Below are 24,591 nucleotides of genomic sequence, written 5' to 3' on the forward strand. Positions count from 1 at the left end.
AAATCGCCTGACCACAAATCAATCTGCGGGGTACGATACCCGCCATCTTTTCCCAGTCTTGTTATCGGAGTTGCCCATGAGTGCCGTCACTCGCGCAGCGGTGGAAGCCGTCCTCAGCCAATACACCGACCCCTACCTGAATCAGGATCCGGTCAGCGCCGGTTGCGTGAAGCACATCGAGATCGTCGGTGATCGCGTCAATGTGCAGCTGGAAATCGGCTACGCCGCCGGTCTGTTCAAGAGCGGCTGGGCACAGTTGCTGCAGCTGGCCATCGAAAATCTTGATGGGGTGACGATCGCCAGGGTCGAGGTCAACAGCGTGATCGCCGCGCACAAGGCCCAGGCGCAGATCCCGGGGCTGGCCAACGTCAAGAACGTGGTCGCCGTGGCTTCGGGCAAGGGCGGTGTGGGCAAGTCGACCACGGCGGCCAACCTCGCGCTGGCGCTGGCCCGTGAAGGCGCCAAGGTGGGGATTCTCGACGCCGACATCTATGGCCCGAGCCAGGGCATCATGTTCGGCATCCCCGAGCGCACCCGCCCCGAGGTCAAGGATCAGAAGTGGTTCGTGCCGCTCAAGGCCCACGGTGTCGAAGTCATGTCGATGGCGTTCCTGACCGACGACAACACGCCGATGGTCTGGCGCGGGCCGATGGTCTCCGGCGCACTGCTGCAACTGGTTACGCAAACCGCGTGGGGTGACCTGGATTATCTGGTCATCGACATGCCGCCAGGTACCGGTGACATCCAGTTGACCCTGGCGCAGAAAGTCCCGGTGGCCGGTGCGGTGATCGTCACTACCCCGCAGGATCTGGCGTTGCTGGACGCGCGCAAAGGCGTGGAAATGTTCCGCAAGGTCAACATTCCGGTGCTGGGCGTGGTGGAAAACATGGCGGTGCACATCTGCTCGAACTGCGGACATGCCGAACATCTGTTCGGTGAGGGCGGTGGCGAAAAGCTGGCGACCCAATATGGCGTCGAACTGCTGGCCTCGCTGCCGCTGTCGATGCTGATCCGCGAGCAGGCCGATGGCGGCAAGCCAACGGTGATCGCCGAACCGGACAGCCAGATTGCCATGGTCTATCAGGAACTGGCCCGCCACGTCGGCGCGCGCATTGTGTTGCAGGAAGCGGCGACGCCGGCGATGCCTAATATCAGCATCAGCGACGATTGATAAGTAGAAACACAATCTAATGTGGGAGTGAGCCTGCTCGCGAATACGGCGTGTCATTCAACCGATGAGTTGTTTGATCCACCGCTTTCGCGAGCAGGCTCGCTCCCACATAGGTTTCTGTGTTGGCAGTCAGATCCGCAAGCCGCCATCCATCTCCAGAATCCGCCCGGTGTAGTAGTCGTTCTCGAAGATGTACGCCGCCGAATGGGCGATCTCTTCCGGCTTGCCCATGCGCTTGAGCGGAATCCCCGAAGTCATCTTCTCCAACGCTTCCGGCTTCATGCCCAGGGTCATCTCGGTTTCGATGAAGCCCGGCGCAATGCCCGCCACGCGAATGCCGTAGCGCGCCAGCTCCTTGGCCCAGGTCACAGTGGCTGCGGCCACGCCAGCCTTGGCGGCAGAGTAGTTGGTCTGGCCGACGTTACCGGCTCGGGAGATCGAAGAAATGTTGATGATCGCGCCGCCGTTCTTCAGCTCGACCATTTTCGCCGCCACTTCACGGGTGCACAGGAACACGCCGGTCAGGTTGACGTCGATTACCGCCTGCCACTGGGCCAGACTCATCTTGGTCATTTCGCCGTCCTTGACCTTGAGCAGCAGACCATCCCGCAGGATCCCGGCGTTGTTGATCAGGCCATGGATCGCGCCGAAATCTTCGGCAACCTGCGCGACCATGTGCTCGACCTGTTCTTCATTGGCCACGTTGCACAGATAACTGCGCGCCTCCACGCCCTTGGCCTTGCAGGCGGCCACCGCGTCGTCGAGTTTTTCCTGATTGAGATCCACCAAGGCCAGCTTCGCGCCTTTGCCGGCGAAATACTCGGCCATGGAACGGCCCAAACCCTGGCAACCGCCGGTGATAATGATTACTTTGTCGTTGAGTTGCATTCGCATGCCCCGATAGCCGGTCTGAGTGGTTTTTGTTATTGGCGACGCTCGATCCGTACCGGTTATGGCCGGATTGCACATGAGCATTGCCCGATGGCGTGACCGGGACTTATCCCCAGGCGCCTGTCCGTTTTTTCGACGGATTCTATTTAAGGAGTCATAAATTGAGCGTTGAAGCGGCCAAGAATGCCCGAGAATTGCTTCTCAAGGAATACCGTGGCGTATTGTCCACCCACTCCAAATCGATGCCCGGTTTCCCGTTTGGCTCAGTGGTGCCGTATTGCCTGGATGAGCAGGGCCGCCCGCTGATCCTGATCAGCCGCATCGCCCAGCACACCCACAACCTGCAGAAAGATCCGAAATGTTCGCTGCTGGTAGGTGAGCGCGAAGCCGACGACGTGCAGGCCGTTGGTCGCCTGACCTATCTGGCCGAAGCGCAGAAGCTCGAAGACCCGGCGGCCATCGAGGCCGCCGCCGAGCGTTATTACCGGTATTTCCCCGACTCGCAGAACTACCACAAGGCCCACGACTTTGATTTCTGGGTGCTCAACCCGGTGCGTCACCGCTACATCGGTGGTTTCGGTGCGATTCACTGGGTCGATCAAGTAACCCTGGCCAACCCGTTTGCCGGCAAGGCGGAAATCAGCATGGTCGAGCACATGAACAGCGATCACGCCAAAGCCATCGCCCACTACGTGGAGCTCAGCGGGTTGCCGAAAACCGTACCGGCGCAACTGGCCGGAATCGACAGCGAAGGCATGCACTTGCGTATCGGTCAGGCACTGTATTGGCTGCCGTTTCCAGCGCCTTGTCATACGCCGATACAAGTGCGCGAAGCCTTGGTTTCTCTGGCTCACGCCGAGGTCTGGCCAAAAAATGCGGTGGCTGACGCTTGAATTCACGAAAGGGCGACGTCATCTAAGGCTTACTGCAAGGCATTTCTTGCGTTGAGGAATCTTTGATGCGCCCTTTTTTGTTGCTCTTTCTGCTGTTTCCGGTGCTGGAGCTGTTCGTATTCGTCAAAGTGGCAGGGGCGATCGGGTTTTTCCCGGCCCTGCTGCTGATCATTCTCGGCTCGATGTTCGGTGTGTTCGTACTGCGCGTCGCCGGTCTGGCCACGGCACTGCGTGCCCGTGAAAGCCTGAATCGCGGTGAGTTGCCCGCACAGACCATGCTTGAAGGCTTGATGCTAGCCTTGGCCGGTGGCCTGTTGATCCTGCCGGGCTTCATCAGCGACGTGGTCGGTCTGGTGATGCTGCTGCCGTTTACCCGTCGCCTGCTGGCGAACAAGATGCGCCAGCGCGCCGAAGAACAGGCAATTCGTCAGCGGGCCTTCGCCGACGACCTGCAACCCCGTGGCGGTCCTGCACCGCGTCAGCCTCTGGGCCGCGAGGGTGATGTGATCGAAGGCGAGTTCGAACATCGCGACAGCAAGTAACCCCTGCTTCGACACGGCACCTTCGGGTGCCGTTTGTTTATGCGCGGCATTCAAGGGGCAATTGATGAAAAATTTTCTGCCCCCGCCCTTGTAATAAGCTTATGCGCCCTTATGTATCGGTCACCGAAAGGTTTCCGGCATTCAAGCCGGACAGACTTCCGCGGTTTGCTCGACGAACCGCAACCGGCGCAGGCCGGATTTGTTAAACCCGCCGGGACTACACCGGCCGATGAAAACCACAATTAGGAGAGATCGACAATGAAGCTTCGTCCTCTGCATGACCGCGTCGTCATCCGTCGCAGCGAAGAAGAAAAGAAAACCGCTGGCGGTATCGTCCTGCCAGGTTCGGCTGCTGAAAAAGCCAACCACGGTGTGATTCTCGCTGTAGGCCCGGGCAAGGCTCTGGAAAACGGTGAAGTGCGTGCACTGTCCGTGAAGGAAGGCGACAAGGTTGTGTTCGGTCCTTACTCCGGCAGCAACACTGTGAAAGTCGACGGCGAAGACCTGCTGGTAATGAGCGAGAACGAAATCCTCGCTGTTATCGAAGGCTGATACCCCCCGTTCATTTTCCCGTTACTACAAAGTATTTAAGGAATATCGATCATGGCTGCTAAAGAAGTTAAGTTCGGCGATGCCGCTCGCTCCAAGATGCTCAAAGGCGTCAACGTTCTGGCTGACGCGGTAAAAGCGACCCTGGGCCCGAAAGGCCGTAACGTGATTCTCGAGAAGAGCTTCGGCGCTCCGACCATCACCAAGGACGGCGTTTCCGTCGCCAAGGAAATCGAACTCGAAGATCGCTTCGAAAACATGGGCGCGCAGCTGGTCAAAGACGTTGCCTCCCGTGCCAACGATGATGCTGGTGACGGTACTACCACTGCGACCGTTCTGGCTCAGTCGATCGTCAACGAAGGTCTGAAAGCCGTCGCTGCCGGCATGAACCCGATGGACCTGAAGCGCGGTATCGACAAGGCGACCATCGCCATCGTCAAAGAGCTGAAAGCCCTGTCCAAGCCATGCGCTGACACCAAGGCTATCGCTCAGGTTGGCACCATCTCTGCCAACTCCGACAACTCCATCGGCGACATCATTGCCGAAGCCATGGAAAAAGTCGGTAAAGAAGGCGTGATCACCGTTGAAGAAGGCTCGGGCCTGGAAAACGAACTGTCGGTTGTAGAAGGCATGCAGTTCGACCGTGGCTACCTGTCCCCGTACTTCGTCAACAAGCCGGACACCATGGTTGCCGAGCTCGACGGCCCGCTGATCCTGCTGGTCGACAAAAAGATCTCGAACATCCGCGAAATGCTGCCAGTGCTGGAAGCCGTTGCCAAAGCCGGCCGTCCACTGCTGATCGTTGCCGAAGACGTTGAAGGCGAAGCCCTGGCGACTCTGGTCGTGAACAACATGCGTGGCATCGTCAAGGTTGCAGCCGTCAAGGCTCCAGGCTTCGGCGACCGTCGCAAGGCCATGCTGCAGGACATCGCCGTTCTGACCGGCGGTACCGTGATCTCCGAAGAGATCGGCCTGAGCCTGGAAAGCACCACCCTGGAGCACCTGGGTAACGCCAAGCGCGTGACCCTGTCCAAGGAAAACACCATCATCGTTGACGGTGCTGGCGTACAAGGCGACATCGAAGCCCGTATCGCTCAGATCCGCGCCCAGGTTGCCGAAACTTCCTCGGACTACGACCGTGAAAAACTGCAAGAGCGTCTGGCCAAGCTGTCCGGCGGCGTTGCAGTGATCAAGGTTGGCGCTGGTTCCGAAGTTGAAATGAAAGAGAAGAAGGCCCGCGTTGAAGACGCCCTGCACGCAACCCGTGCAGCCGTTGAAGAAGGCGTGGTACCTGGCGGTGGCGTTGCGCTGATCCGTGCTCTGGAAGCCCTGACCGAACTGACCGGCGACAACGCTGACCAGAACGTTGGTATTGCTGTGCTGCGTCGCGCTGTTGAAGCGCCGCTGCGCCAGATCGCTGCCAACTCCGGTGACGAGCCAAGCGTAGTCGTCAACGAAGTGAAGAACGGCAAAGGTAACTTCGGTTACAACGCTGCTTCGGGCGAATACGGCGACATGATCGAAATGGGCATCCTGGACCCAACCAAGGTAACCCGTTCCGCTCTGCAAGCTGCAGCCTCGATCGGCGGTCTGATCCTGACCACCGAAGCGGCTGTTGCTGATGCACCGAAGAAAGAAGGTGCAGCTGGCGGCGGTATGCCAGACATGGGCGGCATGGGTGGCATGGGCGGCATGATGTAAGCCAGCCTTACCCCTGTAACGAAAAACCCCGCCTGCGATGAGCAGGCGGGGTTTTTTATTGCCCGGACTCCAGGCTTCACACCGTCCCCTGTGGGAGCGAGCCTGCTCGCGAAAGCAATCACCCCGTCACTACCGCTGTGACGCATGCACAGCATTCGCGAGCAGGCTCGCTCCCACATTGGGATCTGGATTTCCTGTGATAACCGGTTGCGCAAAAAAAAGCCCCGGTGCATCAGCCCGGGGCGTTTCTATTGACGGTTACTGTTCGCTGACCTGGACAGTGCTGTCCTTCGCCGGCTTCCAGCTCAACAACTGCTGTTTGAAGCCATAACTGGCCGCCTGGTAATACGCAATGGCCCGACTGACCAGCGGATCGTCGCTGGTAACTCGCGATTCACGGCTCTCGGTCAACGCATCGTCATGCCGGCGCAAGCCCTGGCGCGGGCTGAGGATCGCCAGATCCTTGCCATCGAACAGACCCAGGTGCTGATAGTTGCCGACCACCACGCGCGGTGGCAGCGGGTTGTCCTGCAACAGGTTGCGACCGAAGAACGTCGAGGTGTAATCCAGGTTGAGCAAGCCCAGCAGTGTCGGCGCCAGATCGATCTGACTGGCCAGTTGCGCGCTTTCGCGGGCTTCGATCATTTTCGGCGCGTAGATGAACAGCGGGATCTGATAGTTGGCGATCGGCAAGTCTTCTTTACCGGCGCTGCCCGCGGTGTGGTCGGCGACGAAGATGAAGATCGTATTGTCGAACCACGGCTTTTGCCGCGCCTGCTCCAGGAACTGACCAATCGCATAGTCGGTATACTTCACCGCACCATCACGGCCGTTGCCGGATTTGATGTCGATCCGGTTGTCGGGGTAGGTGTAAGGGCGATGGTTGGAGGTGGTCATCAGTTGCAGCAGAAACGGCTGCTGTTTGGCGTAGTCGGCATCCGCCAGTTTCAGGGTCTGACGATACAGATCTTCGTCGGCCATGCCCCAGGCGTTCTTGAAGTGGATCTCGGCTTCATCGACGCTGCTTTGGTCGACGACACGATAGCCGTTGCCGCTGAAGAACGCGTTCATGTTGTCGAAGTAGCCGCGGCCGCCGTAGACGAACACGCTGTCGTAACCCACCGCGCTCAGTTGCTGGCCAAGGCTGGCGAAACCGCTTTCACGGCCGATGCGTTTGACGATCGAGCGGCCCGGCGTCGGCGGGATGGCCAGGGTGATCGCTTCCAGACCGCGATCGGTGCGGGTGCCGGTGGCGTAGAAGTTATTGAAGTACAGGCTCTGCTTGCGCAACGCGTCGAGGTTTGGCGTCAGGTTGCGACCGTCGCCATTGCTGCCCAGGTACTTGGCGCTCAGGCTTTCGATGGTCACCAGCACAATGTTCGGCTTGCGCGGGGTGCCCGGGTTGTCGATCACCCGGCGGATGTCCTGGGGATCCTTGCCGATGAAACGCGCGTCGCTTTCGCTCAGCTCGGCGCGGATCTGGCTGGCGACTTTTTCCGCCGGCAGGCTCTTGTAGAACTGGGTGTAGTCCAGTTCATTGTTACGGAACGCGGCGAAGAACTGATACGGGCCGTTGCTGGCCAGTTCGTTCTGGTAGGCGTTGCCGCCCTGGGCACGCGGGGCGTCCTGGCTGAGCAGTTGCAGGCTGAGGCCCGCGACGATCAACAAGCCCAGAGCACTGAGCAGACGTCCGCGCAGCGCTGGCAGCGGGGCATTCATGGCAGCATTGAACGGCTTGCCCAAGGCAAAGCTGATCACCACGGCCAGCACGGCGAGGAGGCTCAGCAGCTTGCCGATCGGGTACGACTCGAGGACGTTGTTCAGCACTTCGTCCGAGTACACCAGGTAATCGACGGCGATGAAGTTGAAGCGCACGCCGAACTCGTCCCAGAACAGCCATTCAGCCACCGCCACGAACAGCATGGCGAACAGGCTGATGGTCAGCAGGGCGCGCAGAAACCCGCGATGTCCACGACGCCGCCACAGGCCTGGCGGGCAGAGCAGCAGGTACAAGCCCATCGGCAATGCCGCATAGGCCAGGAAACCCAGGTCGTACAGCGCGCCGATGCCGAACACCGACAGGGCGAAGCCGCCGGCCTCATCCAGGTGAGTCAGCAGCAGTACCGCTCGAGTCAGAAGAAAGATGACCAGCCAGGCGCCGGTGATGAGCAGCAGAAAGCGCACGGGCGCGGTCTTGAGAGGGTCCATTGTCTAGTTTTCCTTATATCAATGGCGCGCGAGTTTCGCGGCGTCACTGTAGTCAGGTTGTGAATCGATAGTGAAAACTTTGTTAAACATTTAATTTGCCTGGGCAAATTGATTTGCACGCCTGTCGGCCCTAGCCCTGAACCGGCGTTGGCCTTAAGCTGCGCGGGCCATGACGGCCGTCACTGTGTACGGAGGAGATGCCAATGCGAATTCTATTGGTCGAAGACAACCGCGATATCCTGGCCAACCTGGCCGATTACCTGGGGCTCAAAGGCTATACCGTCGATTGTGCCCAGGACGGCTTGTCGGGCCTGCATCTGGCTGCCACCGAGCATTACGACCTGATCGTGCTCGATATCATGCTGCCGGGGATCGACGGCTACACCCTGTGCAAGCGCCTGCGTGAAGATGCCCGGCGCGATACGCCGGTGATCATGCTCACCGCCCGCGATCAACTGGACGACCGTCTGCAGGGCTTCAAGTCCGGGGCTGATGATTACCTGGTCAAACCGTTTGCCCTGTCCGAGCTGGCGGCGCGGGTCGAGGCGGTCATGCGCCGGACTCAGGGTGGCGGCCGCCGTGCGCTGCAGGTCGGCGACCTGTCCTATGACCTCGACACGCTGGAAGTGACCCGCGAGGGCAAGTTGCTCAAACTCAACCCGGTCGGCCTCAAGCTGCTGGCGGTCTTGATGCAGAAGAGCCCGCATGTCCTGCGCCGGGAAATTCTCGAAGAAGCGCTGTGGGGCGATGACTGCCCGGACAGCGACAGCCTGCGCAGCCACGTCCACCAATTGCGTCAGGTGATCGACAAGCCATTTGCCAAACCGTTGCTGCAAACCGTGCACGGCGTGGGTTACCGCCTGGCCGAGGGGCGTGATGGAGTTTAAGCAAAGCCTTTCCCAGCGGATCATCATCGCCTTTGCGCTGATGAGTGCGCTGGTGGCCGGGGCCTTCGCCATGGGCATCGTGGCGACCGTGCACCTGGTGGAGGAGAAACTGATTTCGGCGGGGCTGGGCGGCGACCTGCAGCGTCTGCTGCTGATGGACAACGTCTCGGACTGGAGCCATCGCCCGGAACCGGACCAGTTGTTCTATTTCAGCGGCGGACCGGGTGATTTCGAGCTGCCCAAGGATCTGCGTCACCTCGATGCGGGGTTCCACGAAGTGTTCCGCGAGCAGCTGTCGTATCACGCGATGGTCGAGATCGTCGACGGTCGCCGCTACGTGCTGCTGCAGGATCAAAGCGATTTCGAAGAACGTGAACGCGTGCTGTTCGCCGTGGTGCTGGTGGGCTTTGTGCTCAGTCTGGCGCTGGCGGTATTCCTCGGCTGGGTGCTGGCGCGCAAGGTCATGGCGCCGGTGGTGCGCCTGGCACGGCAAGTACGGCATCGCGATCAGTTGCTCGGTCTGGCGCCGCCACTGGCGCCGGACTATGCGGCTGACGAAGTCGGCGAACTGGCGGTGGCGTTCGATGCCACGCTGGGGCGCCTGCGTCAGGCACTGACTCGGGAGCGGCTGTTCACCAGTGACGTCAGCCACGAGCTGCGCACACCGTTAATGGTGCTGGCGAGTTCCTGTGAACTGCTGCTGGAAAATCCGGGGCTGGATCAACGCGGTCGTGCCCAGGTCGAGCGCATCGCCCGCGCCAGCGAAGAAATGCGTGAACTGGTGCAGACCTTTCTGATGCTCGCCCGCGCCCAGCGTGAAGACGCCGGTTCGGCGCCGCAGCAGAACATCAGTCAGGTGGCCGATGGCTTGTTGAGTATCTGGCGTGAACCGATCGAATCGAAAGGGCTGCGGCTGATGTTCGAGCCGGGCAATCCGCCGGACACTCGCTTCAACGCGACTCTGCTCAGCGCGGTCATGGGCAATTTGTTGCGCAACGCCTGCCACTACACCGAGCACGGATTCATCCGCCTGACGCTCAACGACAATGGATTCGTCGTCGAGGACTCGGGCGTCGGCATTCCCGAGGAAAAACGCGAGGCCATGTTCCAGCCCTTCGTGCGCGGCAATGAGAAGCGCGGCGAAGGCCTGGGCCTGGGCTTGTCGCTGGTGCAGCGGATCTGTGAAAACCAGGGCTGGGAGGTGACATTGAGCACCATGCAGCCCAATGGCTGCCGCTTTGAGGTGACGCTGGGCCGTGCTGACGGTCGCTGATGGCCCCGCGCTATTGCTTTCTCCCTGTAAAACCCTGTAATAGTTTGCCGGTTTACCTGACGTAATTTTCACAAAGGGACGACCTGACGCTGACATGCCACTACCTATGGTAGGGGCATCAGTTATTCAGGAGTCCTGAAATGAGCAGTCCGATCAAGCTCGATTTTTCCGAAAAGTATGATGACCAGCATGCACAAAAATATTTGCGCAAGCACCAGGACGGTCTCGGTCGTCGGTTGTCACATTGGCGGGACGAGCAACTGGCCCGCAAGGCACTGACACTGGCGGGCGAGCCGGGGCTGGTTCTGGATCTGCCGTGTGGTGCAGGGCGTTTCTGGCCGTTGCTGGCGGAAAAACCCAATCGGGTGATCATTGGCGCGGACAATTCCGAGTCTATGATCAAGACCGCGATGCAGGCGCAGCCGGCTGACGTGGTGAAACGGGTACAACCTTTGCACACGTCAGCGTTCGATATTGCCTTGCCGGATAACGCCGTCGACAGCATTTTCTGCATGCGTTTGCTGCATCACATCGGTGAAGCCGAACATCGGCGGACGATTTTGCGCGAATTCGAGCGTGTCACCCGTGACAGCGTAATCATTTCGTTGTGGGTGGACGGTAATTTCAAGGCCTGGAAACGCAAACGCGCTGAACAGCGCCGTGGGCAGGAAGGTTACCAAAACCGGTTTGTGTTACCGGCTGTGACAGTAGAAAAAGAGTTCGAAGACGCAGGTTTTCGCATTCAGGAACAACTGGACTTCATTCCGCTCTATGCCATGTGGCGGGTTTACGTATTACGCAAGAGGTAACAGGATGGCGGTGCAAACAGCAGCAGAAACGGAAGTCGCTCCCCAGGATCGCTTCGACTACTACTGGAACCAGCGCGGTGAATGGGTGGAAGAACCCAACGTGCGCCGTGGCGGGGAAAGTGGTGTGCAACGAGTCGTGGGCCGTGACGGCCAGTTACTGTATGCCAAGCGCCAGACCGGACATATCTATCGCAGTTGGCTGCATCCTTTCGGCCGGCCGACAGTCTTGCGAGAGCTGGATGCCCTGACCGGTGTCAGCCGCCTCGGCGTACGCGTCCCGCAAATCGTCTTCTGCGGTGCGCAGCCCGATCCGCAACACAAGTGGCGTGCGCTGCTGGTGACCAAGTCGCTGGACGGTTTCGACGAACTCGAGAAGTGGGAAGCCGCCGGTGGCCGTGCCCAATATGGCGAAGCGGTTTACGAGCGCGTCCTCAAAGACCTGGCCGAAAACCTCGCGCGCATGCACAAGGGCCGTTGGCAGCACAGCTGTATCTACATCAAACACGTTTTTGTACGGGTGACCGGCGAAGGTGATTCGGCTCAGGTCGAAGTGGCATTGATCGATCTGGAGAAATGCCGTCAGCGTCTGACCGCTTATCGCGCGGCCTCCCATGACATGAAGCAATTGCGTCGCCATTCGTCGTTCAGCGACACGGACTGGAAAAAACTCGTCTACTTTTATGAGACGGCGTTTGGCAGCGCTATCAAAGGTTTATAGCGATGAAACTCGAAATTGCACGAGGTTTGTTTTTGGTTGGAGCCTTGGCAGTTGCTTCATTGGCGGTGGCGGCCTGGGAGCAGCCCCGCATGCAGGTGATCGGTGCTACCACAGGCGATGCTCACTGCGCAGTACCACGGGTGGCGAAAGCCTCCGTGGCGACTAAACCTGACCATGATCTGTTGTTGTTCATGTTCGGACTTTCTCAAGGGATGAGGCCACAGAGTTGAACCGATTGAAGCCAAAATGAAAGGCCTCGCAGATGCGAGGCCTTTTTTATTGCGCGTGTTCCAGGGATCACACCATTCACCTGTGGGATCGGCGATGGATGGCAGGTTTGTGGCTGGTTGCGATCAAGGATGGGAGTGGGCTTGCTCACGAAGGGGCCGGCACATTCAGCACTGCTGTTGACTGACCTGACGCTTTCGCGAGCAAGCCCGCTGCCACAGGGGACTGTGGTGGATGAAGGATTTTTGGGGGGCTGGCCGCGATCAAGGGTGGGAGTGGGCTTGCTCACGAAGGGGCCGGCACATTCAGCATTGCTGCTGACTGACCTGACGCTTTCGCGAGCAAGCCCGCTCCCACAGGGGACTGTGGTGGATGAAGGATTGGGGGGGCTGGCCGCGACTAAGGGTGGGAGTGGGCTGGCTCACGAAGGGGCCGGCACCTTCCGCATTGCTGTTGACTAACCTGACGCTTTCGCGCGCATGCCCGCTCCCACAGGAACTGTGGTGGATGAAGGACTGGGGGGCTTGCCGCGCTCAAGGGTGGGAGTGGGCTGGCTCACGAAGGGGCCGGCACCTTCCGCATTGCTGTTGACTAACCTGACGCTTTCGCGCGCATGCCCGCTCCCACAGGGACTGTGGTGGATGAAGGATTGGGGGGCTTGCCGCGATCAAGGGTGGGAGTGGGCTTGCTCACGAAGGGGCCGGCACATTCAGCATTGCTGTTGACTGACCTGGCGCTTTCGCGAGCAAGCCCGCTCCCACAAAGGTAAATCGCTGTTATTTCGGATCGGGTTTCGCCAATAGGGTGTAGATGCACGGCAGCACAAACAGCGTAAACAACGTCCCGATCGACATCCCCGTTGCAATCACGGTGCCGATATCAAACCGGCTCACGGCGCCCGCACCGGTCGCCAGAATCAACGGCACCATGCCGAACACCATCGCCGCCGTGGTCATCAACACCGGGCGCAAGCGGATTGCCGCCGCTTCCTCGACCGCTTCGCGCGCGGTCAGGCCCTTGTCCTTGCGCAGCTGGTTGGCGAACTCGACGATCAGGATCCCGTGCTTGCTGATCAGCCCGATCAGGGTCACCAGTCCGACCTGGGTGTAGATGTTCATGCTCGACCAGCCAAGGAACAGCGGAATCAACGCACCACAGATCGACAGCGGCACCGTCACCAGAATCACCAGCGGATCACGGAAGCTCTCGAACTGCGCCGCCAGCACCAGGAAAATGATCGCCAGCGCCAGGGCGAAGGTTACCCACAGTGCGCTGCCTTCCTGCACGTACTGGCGCGAGGCGCCGCCATAGTCGAAGGCAAACCCGGCTGGCGCTTCTTCCCGGGCGATCTGCAGCACGGTGTCGATGGCCTCGCCCATGCTGACTAACGGGAATCCGGAAATCTTCGCCGCGTTGAGTTGCTGGAACTGGTTAAGCTGGCGCGGTCGCGCCCGGTCGCTGACCTTGATCAGGGTCGACAGCGGCAGCAGCTCGCCCTGGGTGTTCTTCACGTAGTAGTTGTTCAGCCAGCCGGGGTTTTCGCGGTACGGTCGCTCGACCTGGGCAATCACCTTGTAGCTGCGGCCTTCGATGGTGAAACGGTTGATTTCCGCCTCACCCAGCAGCGTCGCCAGGGTGCCGCCCAGATCCTGCATCGACACGCCCATCTGCGCGGCTTTGGCACGGTCGATATCGACCACCACTTCCGGCTTGTCGAACGCCAGGTCGAGGTCGACGAAGGCGAACTTGCCCGACTCCATCGCACGTTTCTTGATCCGGTCGGCCACTTGCAGCAGCAATTCGTAGTCGTTGGCGGTATTGACCACGAATTCGAACGGCAAACCTTCACCGGTGCCGGGCAAGGAGGGCAGGTTGAAACCGAAAATCTGCAGGCCGGGGATACTCGCCAGTTTGCCTTGCACCTCGGGCAGGATCTGCATCTGCGTGCGGCTGCGCTCGTTCCACGGCTTGAGCAGGAAGCCACCGATGCCCGCCTGCACGCCGTTGTAGCCGTTGATCTGGAACGAGGAGTAGTACTCCGGAAACTCCTTGAAGATCTTGATGAATTCGTCGGTGTAAGTGCTCAGGTAATCGAGGTTGGTCGGCTGGGGGGCCGTGGCCATCATGAAGATGATGCCCTGATCCTCGTCCGGCGCCAGTTCCGACTTGGTGAACTTGAGAAACACCGGGATCAGGCACAACACGATCACCGCGAACACCAGCACCACCGGCCGCGTGTTCAATGTGCCGTGGAGCATGCTCTGGTAGCGGCGCTTGAGACCGTCGAAAATGCGGTCGAGGCGGTGCGCCAGGCCACTGGGGTTTTCTTCGTGGCGCAACAGCAGGGCGCACATCATCGGCGACAGGGTCAGGGCGACGATCCCGGAGATCACCACGGCACCGGCCAGGGTCAGGGCGAATTCCTTGAACAAGGCCCCGGTCAGCCCGGTGAGGAAGCCGATCGGCGCATACACCGCCGCCAGGGTGATGGTCATCGACACCACCGGCATGGCGATTTCCCGCGCACCTTCCAGTGCGGCTTCCAGCGGCGTCTTGCCTTCCTCGATGTGTCGGTGAATGTTCTCCACCACCACAATCGCGTCATCTACCACCAGACCGATGGCCAGCACCATCGCCAGCAGGGTCAGCAAGTTGATCGAATAGCCCATCATCTGCATGAAGAACATCACGCCGATCATCGACAGCGGGATGGTCACCACCGGGATCACCACCGAGCGCAACGCGCCGAGGAACAGGAACACCACGACGATCACGATCAGCACCGCTTCAAACAGGGTTTTCACCACTTCGTCGATCGAGGCCTGAATGAACTGGGTGGCGTCGTAGGCAATCTCGCTCTTGAGGTTGGGCGGCAACTGCGCTTCCAGCTCCGGCATCAGCTTGCGTACTTCCTTGATCACGTCCAGCGGGTTGGCCCCCGGTGTGGCCTTGATGCCGATGTACACCGACGGCGTGCCGCCGAACGAGCTGATCGAGTCGTAGTTTTCCGCGCCCATCTCGACCCGCGCGACATCGCTGAGCAGCACGCGGCTGTCGCCATTGACCTTGAGCGGAATCGCCGCGAAGGCTTCGGCGGATTTCAGTTCGGTGTTGGCGTTGATGCTGGTGACCACATATTCGCCCTTCACCTCGCCAGCGGCGGAGAGGAAGTTGTACTGGCGCACCGCGTTGGTCACGTCGCTGGCGCTGAGGCCGAAACCGGCGAGCTTCACCGGGTCGAGCCACAGGCGCATGGCGAATACCTGATTACCGAGAATCTCCGCTTCGGCCATACCCGGCAGGGTCGCCAGTTTCGGCTGGATCACCCGCGACAGGTAGTCGGTGATCTGCGGGTTGCTCAAGTCCTTGCTGAAGAAACTGATGTACATCAGCGCCGAGGCGTCGGCCGATTCCTTGCTCAGCACCGGGTCTTCGGCGTCCTGTGGCAGCTTGTTCTTGACCTCGTTGGCCTTGGCCAGCAGTTCGGTGAACAAACGGTCGGTGTTGGAACCGATGCGCGCGTAGATCGAGATCACCGAGAAGTTCTGCCGGCTGACCGAGGTCATGTAGTCGATGCCTTCGGCGCTGGCCAGGCTCTGCTGCATCGGCTGGGTGATGTAACCCTGAATGGTTTCGGCGTTGGCCCCGGGGTAGGCGGTGGTCACCGTGATCAGAGCGTTTTCCATTTGCGGGTACTGGCGTAGCGGCAGCTTGCTCCAGGCCTGGAAACCCAGCAGCACAATCAGCAGGCTGACCACGGTGGCGAGCACCGGGCGGCGGATGAACGGATCGGTAAAGGCCATGGGGATTCCTTGATCAGTCGGCGCGAGGCGGACTGTTCTGCTCGCCGAGGGTCTTGTCGTCGCTGATGGCAATGTGTGCGCCGTTGTCCAGTTTGATCTGGCCGGCAGTTACCACTTGTTCGCCGCTCTGTACGCCCTTGTTGATCATCACCAAACCATCGCGGCGCTCACCGGTCTCGATGAAGCGACGTTCGGCGATCAGTACCGGTTGGCCCTTGTCGTCTTTTTCGACGCTGCCGTCCTCGGCCTTCTTTTGCCCGACCACGTACAGCGAGTTGCCGTAGAGGGTGTAGGTGATCGCGCTTTCCGGTACCACGATGTGTTTCTGCGGGTCGGGCAGCAACACGTTGAGGCTGGCGAACATCCCCGGCAGCAATTTGCCGTCGGGGTTGGCCAAGGTCGCGCGCACCAGAATATTGCGTGTGGTGCTCTCGACAATCGGGTTGATCGCACTGATGGCGCCGGGGAAGTTCTGCCCAGGATAGGCTGCGACACCGATCTGCACCGGTTGCCCGATGGCTAGTTTCGGCACCGATTGCTCCGGCACATAGAAATCGGCGTAGAGGCTGCTCAGATCCTGCAGGGTGGCGATTTTGCTGCCGCTGGCGAGGTAGTCGCCGACATCCACCTGACGGATGCCGATGGTGCCGCTGAACGGCGCAAGGATGCGTTTTTTCGCCAGCGAAGCGTTGAGCTGATTGACCGTGGCCTTGTTCTTTTGCAACACGGCGGAGAGACGGTCGTACTCGCCTTTGGAGATCGCGCGGCTATCGACCAGTTGACTGCCACGACCGAAATCCAGTTGCGCCAGTCCCAGGTCAGCCTTGGCGGTTTCCAGCAGGGCGGTCTCGACCGCGCTGTCGAGTTGCAGCAGTGGCTGCCCGGCCTTGACCTTCTGTCCGGATTCGAATTTGAGCTCGGTGACGGTGCCGGCGACTTCCAGACTCAGCTCGACGCCTTGCAAGGCCTTCAGTGAGCCGACGGTGGGCAGACGCATCTGCCACGGCTGTTCGCTGGCGCGGGCCACGGCGACGCTGATCGGCGGTTTCGGTTTGGAGAAGCCCTGGATCATGGTGTAGATCGAAAAGGCTTTGTACCCGCCCAATACCAGGACGACCAGCAAGACAACACCCAACATGATCAGCATGCGGCGACGCAGCATATTTCCAGTTCCTTGGATAAATCAGGTGAGACAGGCGGGCACATTACTCCGAGTCAGGTGGGGATTCCAACTGGCAGTTATTACAGTGAGGACGAATAAAACCCCTGTGGCGGGGGGGCTTGCTCCCGCTGGACTGCGCAGCAGTCCCATGCTTTTGAGTGAAAAAGCGGGTCCGCTTCGCGCCCCAGCGGGAGCAAGCTCCCTCGCCACAGTTACAGCGTTGATTCAGGCCATCAGGTGCAGATGGTTATCCCAGAGCCCCGCCGGCAATTCCAGCGGCTTGGCCAGCAGCTCATCCTGGCGGCAATCGTAGTAACGGCAACGGCCCTGACCCGAGGTCACGACGAAGCCATCCTTCACCGCACCAACACCGGCGCAATCGGGCAGCGGCGCGTCGAGGCGCACTTCGCCGCTGTCCAGGTCCCAGATGAAGAAGCGATTGCCGCGCGGCGCGGTCAGCGCCACCAGCCGCAGTTCGCTGTGCACTGCGACGCTGGCGGTGTAATGACCCATCGACTGCAACTGATGCTCCGGCACCGGAAATGCCACGAAGGGCTGGCCCGGACGCTTGATCGCCAACAGCTCGGAGCGCTCATGCGAGGCGCCCATGAATTGCTGGCCGGCAACGATGGTGCCGTCGCTGGCGATGCCCAAGTGACGCACGCTGTTCATCTGCTGGGCAAGGGTTTCCTTGCTCAGCAGGGTGCCATCGCGCTGCATCAGCACCAGGCTCGGTTCCATGGCGTTGAGGTTCATGTCGACGCGGCTTTCGGCCTCGGTGCGGATCCCGCCGTTGGCCACCACCAGGGTTTCGCCATCGGGCATCCACGACACCTGATGCGGGCCGAGGCCATGGGTGGAAATCTCACCGCTGTGCACCAGCCGCTCGCCTTCGAACTTGTACACCCCGAGCAGGCCACGCCCCGGATCAGTGGTGTCGTTCTCGGTGGCGTACAGGTATTCGCCGTCCTTGTGCACCACGGCGTGACCGTAGAAATGCCGGTTCGGCTGCGAAGTCACGGTTTGCAGCAACGTCCCGTCGCGCAGATCGATCAGGTAGCTCTCGGTGCCCGGGCGGCGGGCGACGAACAGCGCGATCGGCAGCGTCGGGTGGTTGATGATGTCGTGGCAGCGCTGGCCGACCTCGGTGGCGAACACCCGCGTACCGTCCAGCCGATAACCGACGGCGTAATGCTTGCCGTCGGTGTCGTCGCGCGCCGAGAGCAACAACGGGCTCTGATCCTTGCGCTTGAACAGCGTCCAGCCGCCCAGTGTCACTGCTCCCAGCAGCAAACTACCTAAAGTCAGAGCCTGGCGTCGCAGCATGGCACTTGCCCTCATCAGTCACCGTCGTTGGCGTTGAAGCCCAGTTGGATGCCCAGCGCCTTGGCCAGTTCGCCTTCGTGCAGGCGATGGACGACGTTGAGGCTGTCGTAAAGATCGTTGAGTTGTTGACGACCGGCGTCGTCCTGGAGCATTTCGGTCAGCGAGCGCTGGCTGCTGTCGAACAGTTTCAGCGACGCGGCGTAAGCGGCGTCGATCTTGTCCGCCAACGGTTTCTGCTCGGCCGGCAGCAGACCGCGCAGGCCTTTGTTGTCGACGCCTTCCCAGACGGTTTTGGCTGCAGCGAGGCTGGCTTCCAGCGCGGTCAGCGACGACTGGCTGCGCCACGCATCGGCCTGGAACGGTTGCGGCACGCCTTTGCTCTGACGGCCCATCGGCGTGCCGAGTTTTTTCTTCAAGGTGTCGAGGGCGGTGACTTGCACACGCAGCAGATCGGCGATTGCTTCGTGGGAGTCAGCGTAGCGTTGGTTAGGGAATTTGCTCATTTGCGCGAGCATGCCGTCGGTGTTGTTCCAGCTCTGCAGAATCTCTTCGGCCAGTTGCTTCTGGCGCTCGCCGATGGCGATCAGCAGTGGGCAGTATTTGGCCTTCTGATCAGCGTTGGCGACGTCCGGTTTTTCATCGAACAGGATGTACTCGTAAGCCGACAGGCCCTGCACCACCACGCTGGATTTGGCCAGAGCGGCGGCGTCGATCTGCGGCTGGGCGACCACCAGTTGCTCGACCTGACGGCCGACGAGGTTTTTCTTGTCCGGCCAGAACTGCACCTGCCACGAACGGTTGCCCTCGGCCAATGGGCCGATCAGCAGCGGTTGCAGCTCGGCCCAGGCTTTCTGCGCGTGCAGGAAGTCGGCGCGGGCGGTTTCCAGGGTTTCCTTGCCTTGGCAGTAGGCGAGGGCGCTGACCGCCAGTTGCTTGTCGGCTTCGACCCAGCGGGTGTAAGTCGGCAGGATCACCGATTTGGCGATGGCCGCCGACGTGACTGCTTGCGGGTCCTGCGGCGAACAGGCGCCGAGGGCGAGTGCGGCAAGGCTGGTGAACAACAACTTGGGACGGAACATGTCGGGCTCCCGATTCTTTTAAGTGTTTAAAGTGAGTTCAAGAACGCCAGCAGCGCAGCACGCTGCTCGGCGTTGAAAGACAAAACCTGTTGCTGCGCCTGCTGCGCTTCGCCGCCATGCCAGAGCACGGCTTCGAGCAGGTTGCGGGCGCGGCCGTCATGCAGAAACTGAGTGTGGCCACTGACTGCCTGCGTCAGACCGATGCCCCACAACGGCGGGGTGCGCCAGTCGCGGCCGGAGGCCTGGAATTCAGTGCGGTTGTCGGCCAGGCCGTCGCCCATGTCGTGCAGCAGCAGGTCGCTGTACGGGCGAATCACTTGATTGGCCAGTTCAGGTTCGGCGGCGTTGGCGGCGGTGGTGTATTTCGGTGTGTGGCAGGACTGGCAGCCAGCCTGGAAGAACAGATTCTTGCCGGCCAGCACTTGTTGGTCGTTGACGCCACGACGTGCCGGCACTGCGAGGTTGCGTGTGTAGAACAGCACCAGACGCAGGATGTTGTCGCTGACTTCCGGCTCGCCGTCCGGGCCATTGCCGTTCGGCGCCTGCTTGCACGCGGTTTGCGCGTCGGTGCAGTCATCGAAGGGTCTCAGGCTGGTGGTCAGGCCCATGTCTCCGGAAAACGCGTGGACATTCTGCTGATTGAGATTCGGTTGTCCGGCTTTCCAGCCGAATCGACCCATGACAGTTTTTTGCTGCGCGTCATCCCAGACCTGATTCGGTCGGCCGTTAATGCCGTTGTTCTCTTTGGCCTGCGCGGCGGCGTTGGCGAGGATCGCTTCTTCGGGAATAGCTTCGAGCAGGCCGAGGCCGATCATCGGCGGTGCGACGCGGGCCGAGAAACGCGTGTCCGGGTGCATCGGGCCGTAGCCCAACTGAGTGAATTGCAGAACCGGTTTGCGCAGCTCGACTTCGGTGCCGTCCTTGAAACGGATCGGCACCGGGGTGTACTCGACGCGCACCTTGCCTTCGGGCGTGACCCCGGGCACGGCCATGTCCTGGAACTGGCCGCCGTAGACCGGTTCCGGCACCACGCCGAGTTGCTCGATGACGTTGGCATAGGCCGGCGAATCAGGGATCGACAGGCGCACCAGCATCGACACCGCGTTCGTCGCATCCGGCGCTGGCGGGTGTCCGCGACCGTCCTTGATGTGGCAGTTCTGGCAGGCGTTGGTGTTGAACAGCGGGCCGAGGCCATCGCGGGCGGTGGTGGTTGACGGGGCGATCACCCACGGACTGCGGAAGAAGCTGTTGCCGACACTGAAGTCGACCCGGCGCGACGGCGGCAGATTGGCCGAAGGTAGCGAGAATGCGTTCTGATCGGTCTTGCGCACGGTCGCCGCCCCGCCCGAACGCGCTTCACCCGGCTCAGCCTTGGTAAAGCGCGGGGCGTCATCGCAGGCACTCAGGCCCAGGGCCAGAAACAGTGCGGACAAGCGAAGCGGCAGCGAGGGCATCAGACATCCTGCGGACGGGCGAAAACAAAGGCGCAAAGTCTAACAGGGCGAGTGAGTTTGAATAAGAGGAATTATCGTTTGCTTGATATGGCGCAAGCCTTGAAACTCATGCAAACCCTGTGGGAGCGAGCCTGCTCGCGAAAGCGGTGTCCGCCGCGCTGACGATGTTGCGCCAGATGACGCCTTCGCGAGCAGGCTCGCTCCCACAGGATTTGGTGGTGTACCTGATATCAAACACACCATGGAGCAGGGTTTTGTGTACGGCAGGCATGAAAAAGGCGACCCGCAGGTCGCCTTTTTCAGTCGAACGCGCGTGATCAGAATTCGTGATCAGCGTTGTCCGGGTTCAGGTCGCTGATGCCCAGCTTGCCGGCGGCGGCTTCGATCGAGCCGGTCTGCTTGACCAGTGCGGCGATGGCGTCACGCACGATCTGGTTGCCGGCGGTGTTGCCCGCAGCGATCAACTGGTCGTAGTGCTCACCCTTGTTGGCGTGATCGACCATGACCTGGATTTTAGCTTCGGTAGCGGCCAGATCGGCTTTCAGCGCGGTGTCGGCAGCCGGGTCGGCCTTGGCCACCAGCGACGACAGGCTGGCGCCGGTCATCTTGGTGCCATCAACCCGGGTGTACTCGCCCAGGTACACGTTACGAATGCCTTTGGCATCGTAGAAGTGCGAGTTGTGGGTGTTGTCGCTGAAGCAATCCTGTTCGTCTTCCGGGGAGTTGGCCTCCAGGGAAACCTTCATGCGCTCGCCCGCCAGTTCGCCCAGGGACAGACTGCCCATGCCGAAGAGCATTTTGCGCAGGCCGCTTTCAGCCGGCTCGGCTTCCAGGGTAGCGCGGTAGTTGTCGGCCACGTTCGGCTTCCAGTTGCCGACCATTTCTTCCAGGTCGCTGACCAGCAGTTGGGTCACGGCTTTGAGGTAGGCACGGCGACGATCATTGTGACCGCCGGTGGCGCCAGCGCCTTCCAGGTAGTCCGACGCCGGACGGTTGCCGGCGCCCGGGCCGGTGCCGTTCAGGTCCTGGCCCCAGAGCAGGAATTCGATGGCGTGGTAGCCGGTGGCGACGTTGGCTTCGGAACCGCCCAGCTCGTTGAGGCTGGCGAGTTTTTCCGGGGTGATGTCTTTCACGTCGACCTTGTCTTCGCCGACCTGCACTTCAGTGTTGGCGATGATGTTGGCGGTGGCACCCGGGTTACCCAGCGCGTGCTCGTAGGATTTGTCGACATAGTCGATCAGGCCTTCGTCCAGCGGCCACGCGTTCACCTGACCTTCCCAGTCGTCGATGATGGTGTTGCCGAAGCGAAACACTTCGCTCTGCAGGTAAGGCACGCGCGCAGCGACCCAGGCAGCCTTGGCGGCTTTCAGGGTGTCGGCGTTCGGTTTGGCGAGGAACGCGTCGACCGCCGTTTGCAGGGTTTTCGCAGTGGATTCGGCATCGCTGTAGACGGCGAAGACCATGTCGGCGTAGTGCGCGACCACAGCCTTGGCGGCGGCTTCATCGACTTTACCGGCAGCGGCAGGTGCTGGAGCGGCGGCGGTGCTGGCGGCCGGCGTCGGCGCGGCCGGGGCGGCAGCCTTGTCTTTGCCTTCGCCGCAACCGGCGAGGGAAATAGCGATGGCCAGCAGACTGGCGGTAGCCAGAGGCATACGAATCATGGCGAACATCCTGCTTCGGTAATGGAATGGACAGGGCGCGGGGGTGCGCAAAGCTGCGACATAATGCAAATCTTTCGCATTATGTGTAAAGGGCTGTGGCTGGAAATATTTCTTATTTAGCCGGTTGTTATGCGCGGCATCAAAGGATCGCCGCGTTGCTGCGCTGCGCCTGTTTGAGGTAGGCCGTCAGCTCCCGGGCAGGCAGCGGCTTGCTGTAGTGGTAACCCTGACCTTCGTGGCAGCCTTCGGAGATGATGTAGGACTCTTGCTCGGCGGTTTCCACGCCTTCGGCAATCACCTGCATGCCCAGGCTCTTGCCCAGCTGGATGATCGCGCGAACGATGGTCGCATCATCGTCGTCATCCAGCAGATCCTGAACGAAGCTCTTATCGATCTTGATCTTGTCCAGCGGCAGGCTTTTCAGATAACTCAGCGATGAGTAGCCGGTGCCGAAGTCGTCGATGGCGATCAGCGCGCCGGAGCGGCGCAGGCTCAGCAGATGCTGGGCGGCGGTGCTGATGTCTTCCATCAGGCCGGTTTCGGTGACTTCCAGCTCCAGGCTGCGCGGCGGCAGGCGGTAGATCTGCAGCAGGTTGTTGACCACTCGCGGCAACTCGGCGTGGTGCAGTTGCACGGTGGACAGATTGACCGCCATGCGCAGATCGACAAAGCCCTGATCGTGCCATTCGCGCAATTGCTTGCAGGCCTGATCCAGCACCCACTCGCCTATGGCGATGATCGTGCCGTTCTGTTCGGCCAGCGGAATGAACAGGTCCGGCGGCACCAGACCGTGTTCCGGATGCTGCCAGCGAATCAGCGCTTCGACCCCGACCACGCGGTGATCGCGGTAGCTGATCTGCGGCTGATAGACGAGGTAGAACTGGTCGCGAATCAGCGCATCGCGCAGGTCTTTTTCCAGTTCGCGACGGCGACGCATCTCGCTGTCGACACTGGCGATGTAGAACTGATAGCGGTTGCGCGAGCGGGTCTTGGCCAGCGTCATGGTCTGCTCGGCCTTCTGCAACAGCTTCTCGGTGCTGTCGCCGTCCTCGGGGAACAGGGTGATGCCGATGGTCGCGCGCAGGCGGATTTCCTGATGGTCGAGGGCGAACGCCGCTTCCAGATCATCGAGGATGCTCTGCGCCAGCTCTGCCGCTTCGTAAGGCTGTTCGATATCGGCCTGCACCAGCGCGAACTGGTCGCCACCCAGACGGGCGAGGGCGCCGAGGCGACCGCTGTGGGCGCGCAGGCGGTCGGCCAGCGCCAGCAGCAACTGGTCGCCGGTCTGGTAGCTGAACTGCTCGTTGATTCCTTTGAAATCATCCAGCCCCACACACAACACCGCGACCCGGCGTTGCAGCTTGCCGGCGTCGACCAGAATCTTGTCCAGTTGCTGCTGCAATTGCTGGCGGTTCGGCAGACCGGTGAGGAAGTCGTACTGGGCCATGCGCAGCAGGCTGTTTTCCGCTTCGTGGCGCAGATGGGTATTGCGTTCTATCGATTCGAGCAACTGGTTGGCGGTGTTGATCCAGATGCCGAGTTCATTCTTTTCGTGACCCTTGAGCTGTGGAATCTTGTGCTCGCTGGGGCGATCGGGATTGATTTCGGTCAGGTGCTCGATGATCCGCGACAGCGGCTTGGTCAGCAGCCAGTGATAAACCAGATACAACACCAGGCCCATGGCCAGGGCGCGCAAGACGCCGGAAATGAAAATGATCACCGAACTGACAATGAAACTCTCGCCATAGGTGGCGGTGTCGAGGGTGATGCTCAGGTCGCCGTAATACTCGCTGTACGGGCCGCGACCGACCAATTGAGTGGTGAAGGTGCGTTCCTGACCGAGAATCAAGTCAGTCAGCCAGCGGCTGTTGGAGTGCTGCAACTCACGGGACTTCTGCGCGAGCATCGCCTCGTTGGGATGGCCGATAGAAGCCTGGCGCACGGCGTCGTCCTGGAACAGGCCTTCGATCACCTGCATGCCCATTTCCCGGTCCAGGCTGTAGACCGCCTGAGTCGAGGGATCACGGAACATGTCGAGGATACGCTGAGCGTCGCCGGCCACCGCCTGGCGGGTTTTATAGGCATCGAAAACGATCTGGGCGCAGCTCAAGACCACGCCGACGATCAATGCCGAAAGGAGCACGACCCGGAGCAACTTCACCGACAAGCTGTTCTTGAGTTCCAGCTTCAAAGGGTTATTCCTTGTTCCGTGCGGGTAGCGTCAAGTTGCCATGAG

19 protein-coding genes are annotated in these 24,591 nt (G+C 60.7%); 10 read left to right on the forward strand and 9 right to left on the reverse strand.

Features of this window, described 5'->3' with window-relative positions:
* The first annotated feature begins 76 nt into the window (after nucleotides 1-76).
* The gene (gene apbC / locus VLA07_RS06120) at nucleotides 77-1,171 is read left to right on the forward strand and encodes an iron-sulfur cluster carrier protein ApbC (protein WP_047599405.1); all 1,095 of its coding nucleotides are present in this window, start codon (nucleotides 77-79) and stop codon (nucleotides 1,169-1,171) included.
* A 129-nt stretch (nucleotides 1,172-1,300) separates the two neighbouring features.
* On the opposite strand, the gene VLA07_RS06125 is transcribed toward apbC, so the two are convergent.
* Nucleotides 1,301-2,059, reverse strand: a complete 759-nt coding sequence (locus tag VLA07_RS06125; RefSeq protein WP_333988611.1) for an SDR family oxidoreductase — start codon at nucleotides 2,057-2,059, stop codon at nucleotides 1,301-1,303.
* Between the two features lie 164 nt (nucleotides 2,060-2,223).
* Between VLA07_RS06125 and VLA07_RS06130 the strand changes: the two genes are divergently transcribed.
* The 4 genes from VLA07_RS06130 (at nucleotide 2,224) to groL (ending at nucleotide 5,747) form a co-directional block, all read left to right on the forward strand.
* Nucleotides 2,224-2,955: a HugZ family pyridoxamine 5'-phosphate oxidase gene (locus VLA07_RS06130; RefSeq protein ID WP_096795134.1), complete on the forward strand. Its 732-nt coding sequence runs from the start codon at nucleotides 2,224-2,226 to the stop codon at nucleotides 2,953-2,955.
* Between the two features lie 65 nt (nucleotides 2,956-3,020).
* Nucleotides 3,021-3,497 carry an FxsA family protein gene (locus VLA07_RS06135; RefSeq protein ID WP_096795133.1) on the forward strand — a complete coding sequence of 159 codons (477 nt, stop codon included), beginning with the start codon at nucleotides 3,021-3,023 and terminating at the stop codon, nucleotides 3,495-3,497.
* Nucleotides 3,498-3,755: 258 nt separating this feature from the next.
* Complete coding sequence (locus tag VLA07_RS06140) at nucleotides 3,756-4,049, forward strand: co-chaperone GroES (protein WP_007916610.1); 294 nt, start codon at nucleotides 3,756-3,758, stop codon at nucleotides 4,047-4,049.
* A 51-nt stretch (nucleotides 4,050-4,100) separates the two neighbouring features.
* Nucleotides 4,101-5,747, forward strand: coding sequence for a chaperonin GroEL (groL, locus tag VLA07_RS06145; RefSeq protein ID WP_039765873.1), 1,647 nt, complete (start codon nucleotides 4,101-4,103; stop codon nucleotides 5,745-5,747).
* Between the two features lie 258 nt (nucleotides 5,748-6,005).
* Here groL and VLA07_RS06150 read toward each other — a convergent pair whose 3' ends face one another.
* On the reverse strand, nucleotides 6,006-7,955 hold the full coding sequence (locus VLA07_RS06150; RefSeq protein ID WP_247268016.1) for an LTA synthase family protein: 1,950 nt from the start codon (nucleotides 7,953-7,955) through the stop codon (nucleotides 6,006-6,008).
* A gap of 203 nt (nucleotides 7,956-8,158) precedes the next feature.
* Here VLA07_RS06150 and colR point away from each other — a divergent pair, with 203 nt between their 5' ends.
* The 5 genes from colR to VLA07_RS06175 all read left to right on the forward strand — a co-directional run bounded on the left by colR (nucleotide 8,159) and on the right by VLA07_RS06175 (nucleotide 11,872).
* A complete protein-coding gene (gene colR / locus VLA07_RS06155; protein ID WP_041068401.1) occupies nucleotides 8,159-8,842 on the forward strand; it encodes a two-component system response regulator ColR in 684 nt (227 codons plus the stop codon).
* Entirely contained in the window at nucleotides 8,832-10,115 is a 1,284-nt protein-coding gene (locus tag VLA07_RS06160; protein WP_247268015.1) for a sensor histidine kinase, read from the forward strand. Before colR ends, VLA07_RS06160 begins: the two co-directional genes overlap by 11 nt.
* Nucleotides 10,116-10,255: 140 nt before the next feature.
* Nucleotides 10,256-10,924 (forward strand): class I SAM-dependent methyltransferase, encoded by a 669-nt coding sequence (locus VLA07_RS06165; RefSeq protein ID WP_027612050.1) that lies wholly within the window; start codon nucleotides 10,256-10,258, stop codon nucleotides 10,922-10,924.
* A gap of 4 nt (nucleotides 10,925-10,928) precedes the next feature.
* Nucleotides 10,929-11,642, forward strand: a complete 714-nt coding sequence (locus VLA07_RS06170) for a lipopolysaccharide kinase InaA family protein (protein ID WP_330207968.1) — start codon at nucleotides 10,929-10,931, stop codon at nucleotides 11,640-11,642.
* 2 nt (nucleotides 11,643-11,644) lie between these two features.
* Entirely contained in the window at nucleotides 11,645-11,872 is a 228-nt protein-coding gene (locus VLA07_RS06175; protein WP_025111684.1) for a hypothetical protein, read from the forward strand.
* 774 nt (nucleotides 11,873-12,646) lie between these two features.
* On the opposite strand, the gene VLA07_RS06180 is transcribed toward VLA07_RS06175, so the two are convergent.
* The 7 genes from VLA07_RS06180 to VLA07_RS06210 all read right to left on the reverse strand — a co-directional run bounded on the left by VLA07_RS06180 (nucleotide 12,647) and on the right by VLA07_RS06210 (nucleotide 24,546).
* On the reverse strand, nucleotides 12,647-15,673 hold the full coding sequence (locus VLA07_RS06180) for a multidrug efflux RND transporter permease subunit (protein ID WP_097086029.1): 3,027 nt from the start codon (nucleotides 15,671-15,673) through the stop codon (nucleotides 12,647-12,649).
* 13 nt (nucleotides 15,674-15,686) lie between these two features.
* Entirely contained in the window at nucleotides 15,687-16,835 is a 1,149-nt protein-coding gene (locus VLA07_RS06185; protein WP_096795128.1) for an efflux RND transporter periplasmic adaptor subunit, read from the reverse strand.
* 225 nt (nucleotides 16,836-17,060) lie between these two features.
* Nucleotides 17,061-18,161, reverse strand: a complete 1,101-nt coding sequence (locus VLA07_RS06190) for a DUF1513 domain-containing protein (RefSeq protein ID WP_007964021.1) — start codon at nucleotides 18,159-18,161, stop codon at nucleotides 17,061-17,063.
* Nucleotides 18,162-18,175: 14 nt separating this feature from the next.
* Nucleotides 18,176-19,240 (reverse strand): imelysin family protein, encoded by a 1,065-nt coding sequence (locus tag VLA07_RS06195; RefSeq protein ID WP_134787218.1) that lies wholly within the window; start codon nucleotides 19,238-19,240, stop codon nucleotides 18,176-18,178.
* A gap of 26 nt (nucleotides 19,241-19,266) precedes the next feature.
* On the reverse strand, nucleotides 19,267-20,694 hold the full coding sequence (locus VLA07_RS06200) for a di-heme oxidoreductase family protein (protein WP_333988612.1): 1,428 nt from the start codon (nucleotides 20,692-20,694) through the stop codon (nucleotides 19,267-19,269).
* Between the two features lie 317 nt (nucleotides 20,695-21,011).
* Nucleotides 21,012-22,355, reverse strand: coding sequence for an imelysin family protein (locus VLA07_RS06205; RefSeq protein WP_027612472.1), 1,344 nt, complete (start codon nucleotides 22,353-22,355; stop codon nucleotides 21,012-21,014).
* 139 nt (nucleotides 22,356-22,494) lie between these two features.
* A complete protein-coding gene (locus VLA07_RS06210) occupies nucleotides 22,495-24,546 on the reverse strand; it encodes a putative bifunctional diguanylate cyclase/phosphodiesterase (protein WP_096795124.1) in 2,052 nt (683 codons plus the stop codon).
* Nucleotides 24,547-24,591 lie beyond the last annotated feature (45 nt).

It is taken from the genome of Pseudomonas sp. S3(2024) (genome assembly GCF_036861315.1).
Lineage (GTDB): Bacteria > Pseudomonadota > Gammaproteobacteria > Pseudomonadales > Pseudomonadaceae > Aquipseudomonas > Aquipseudomonas putida_A.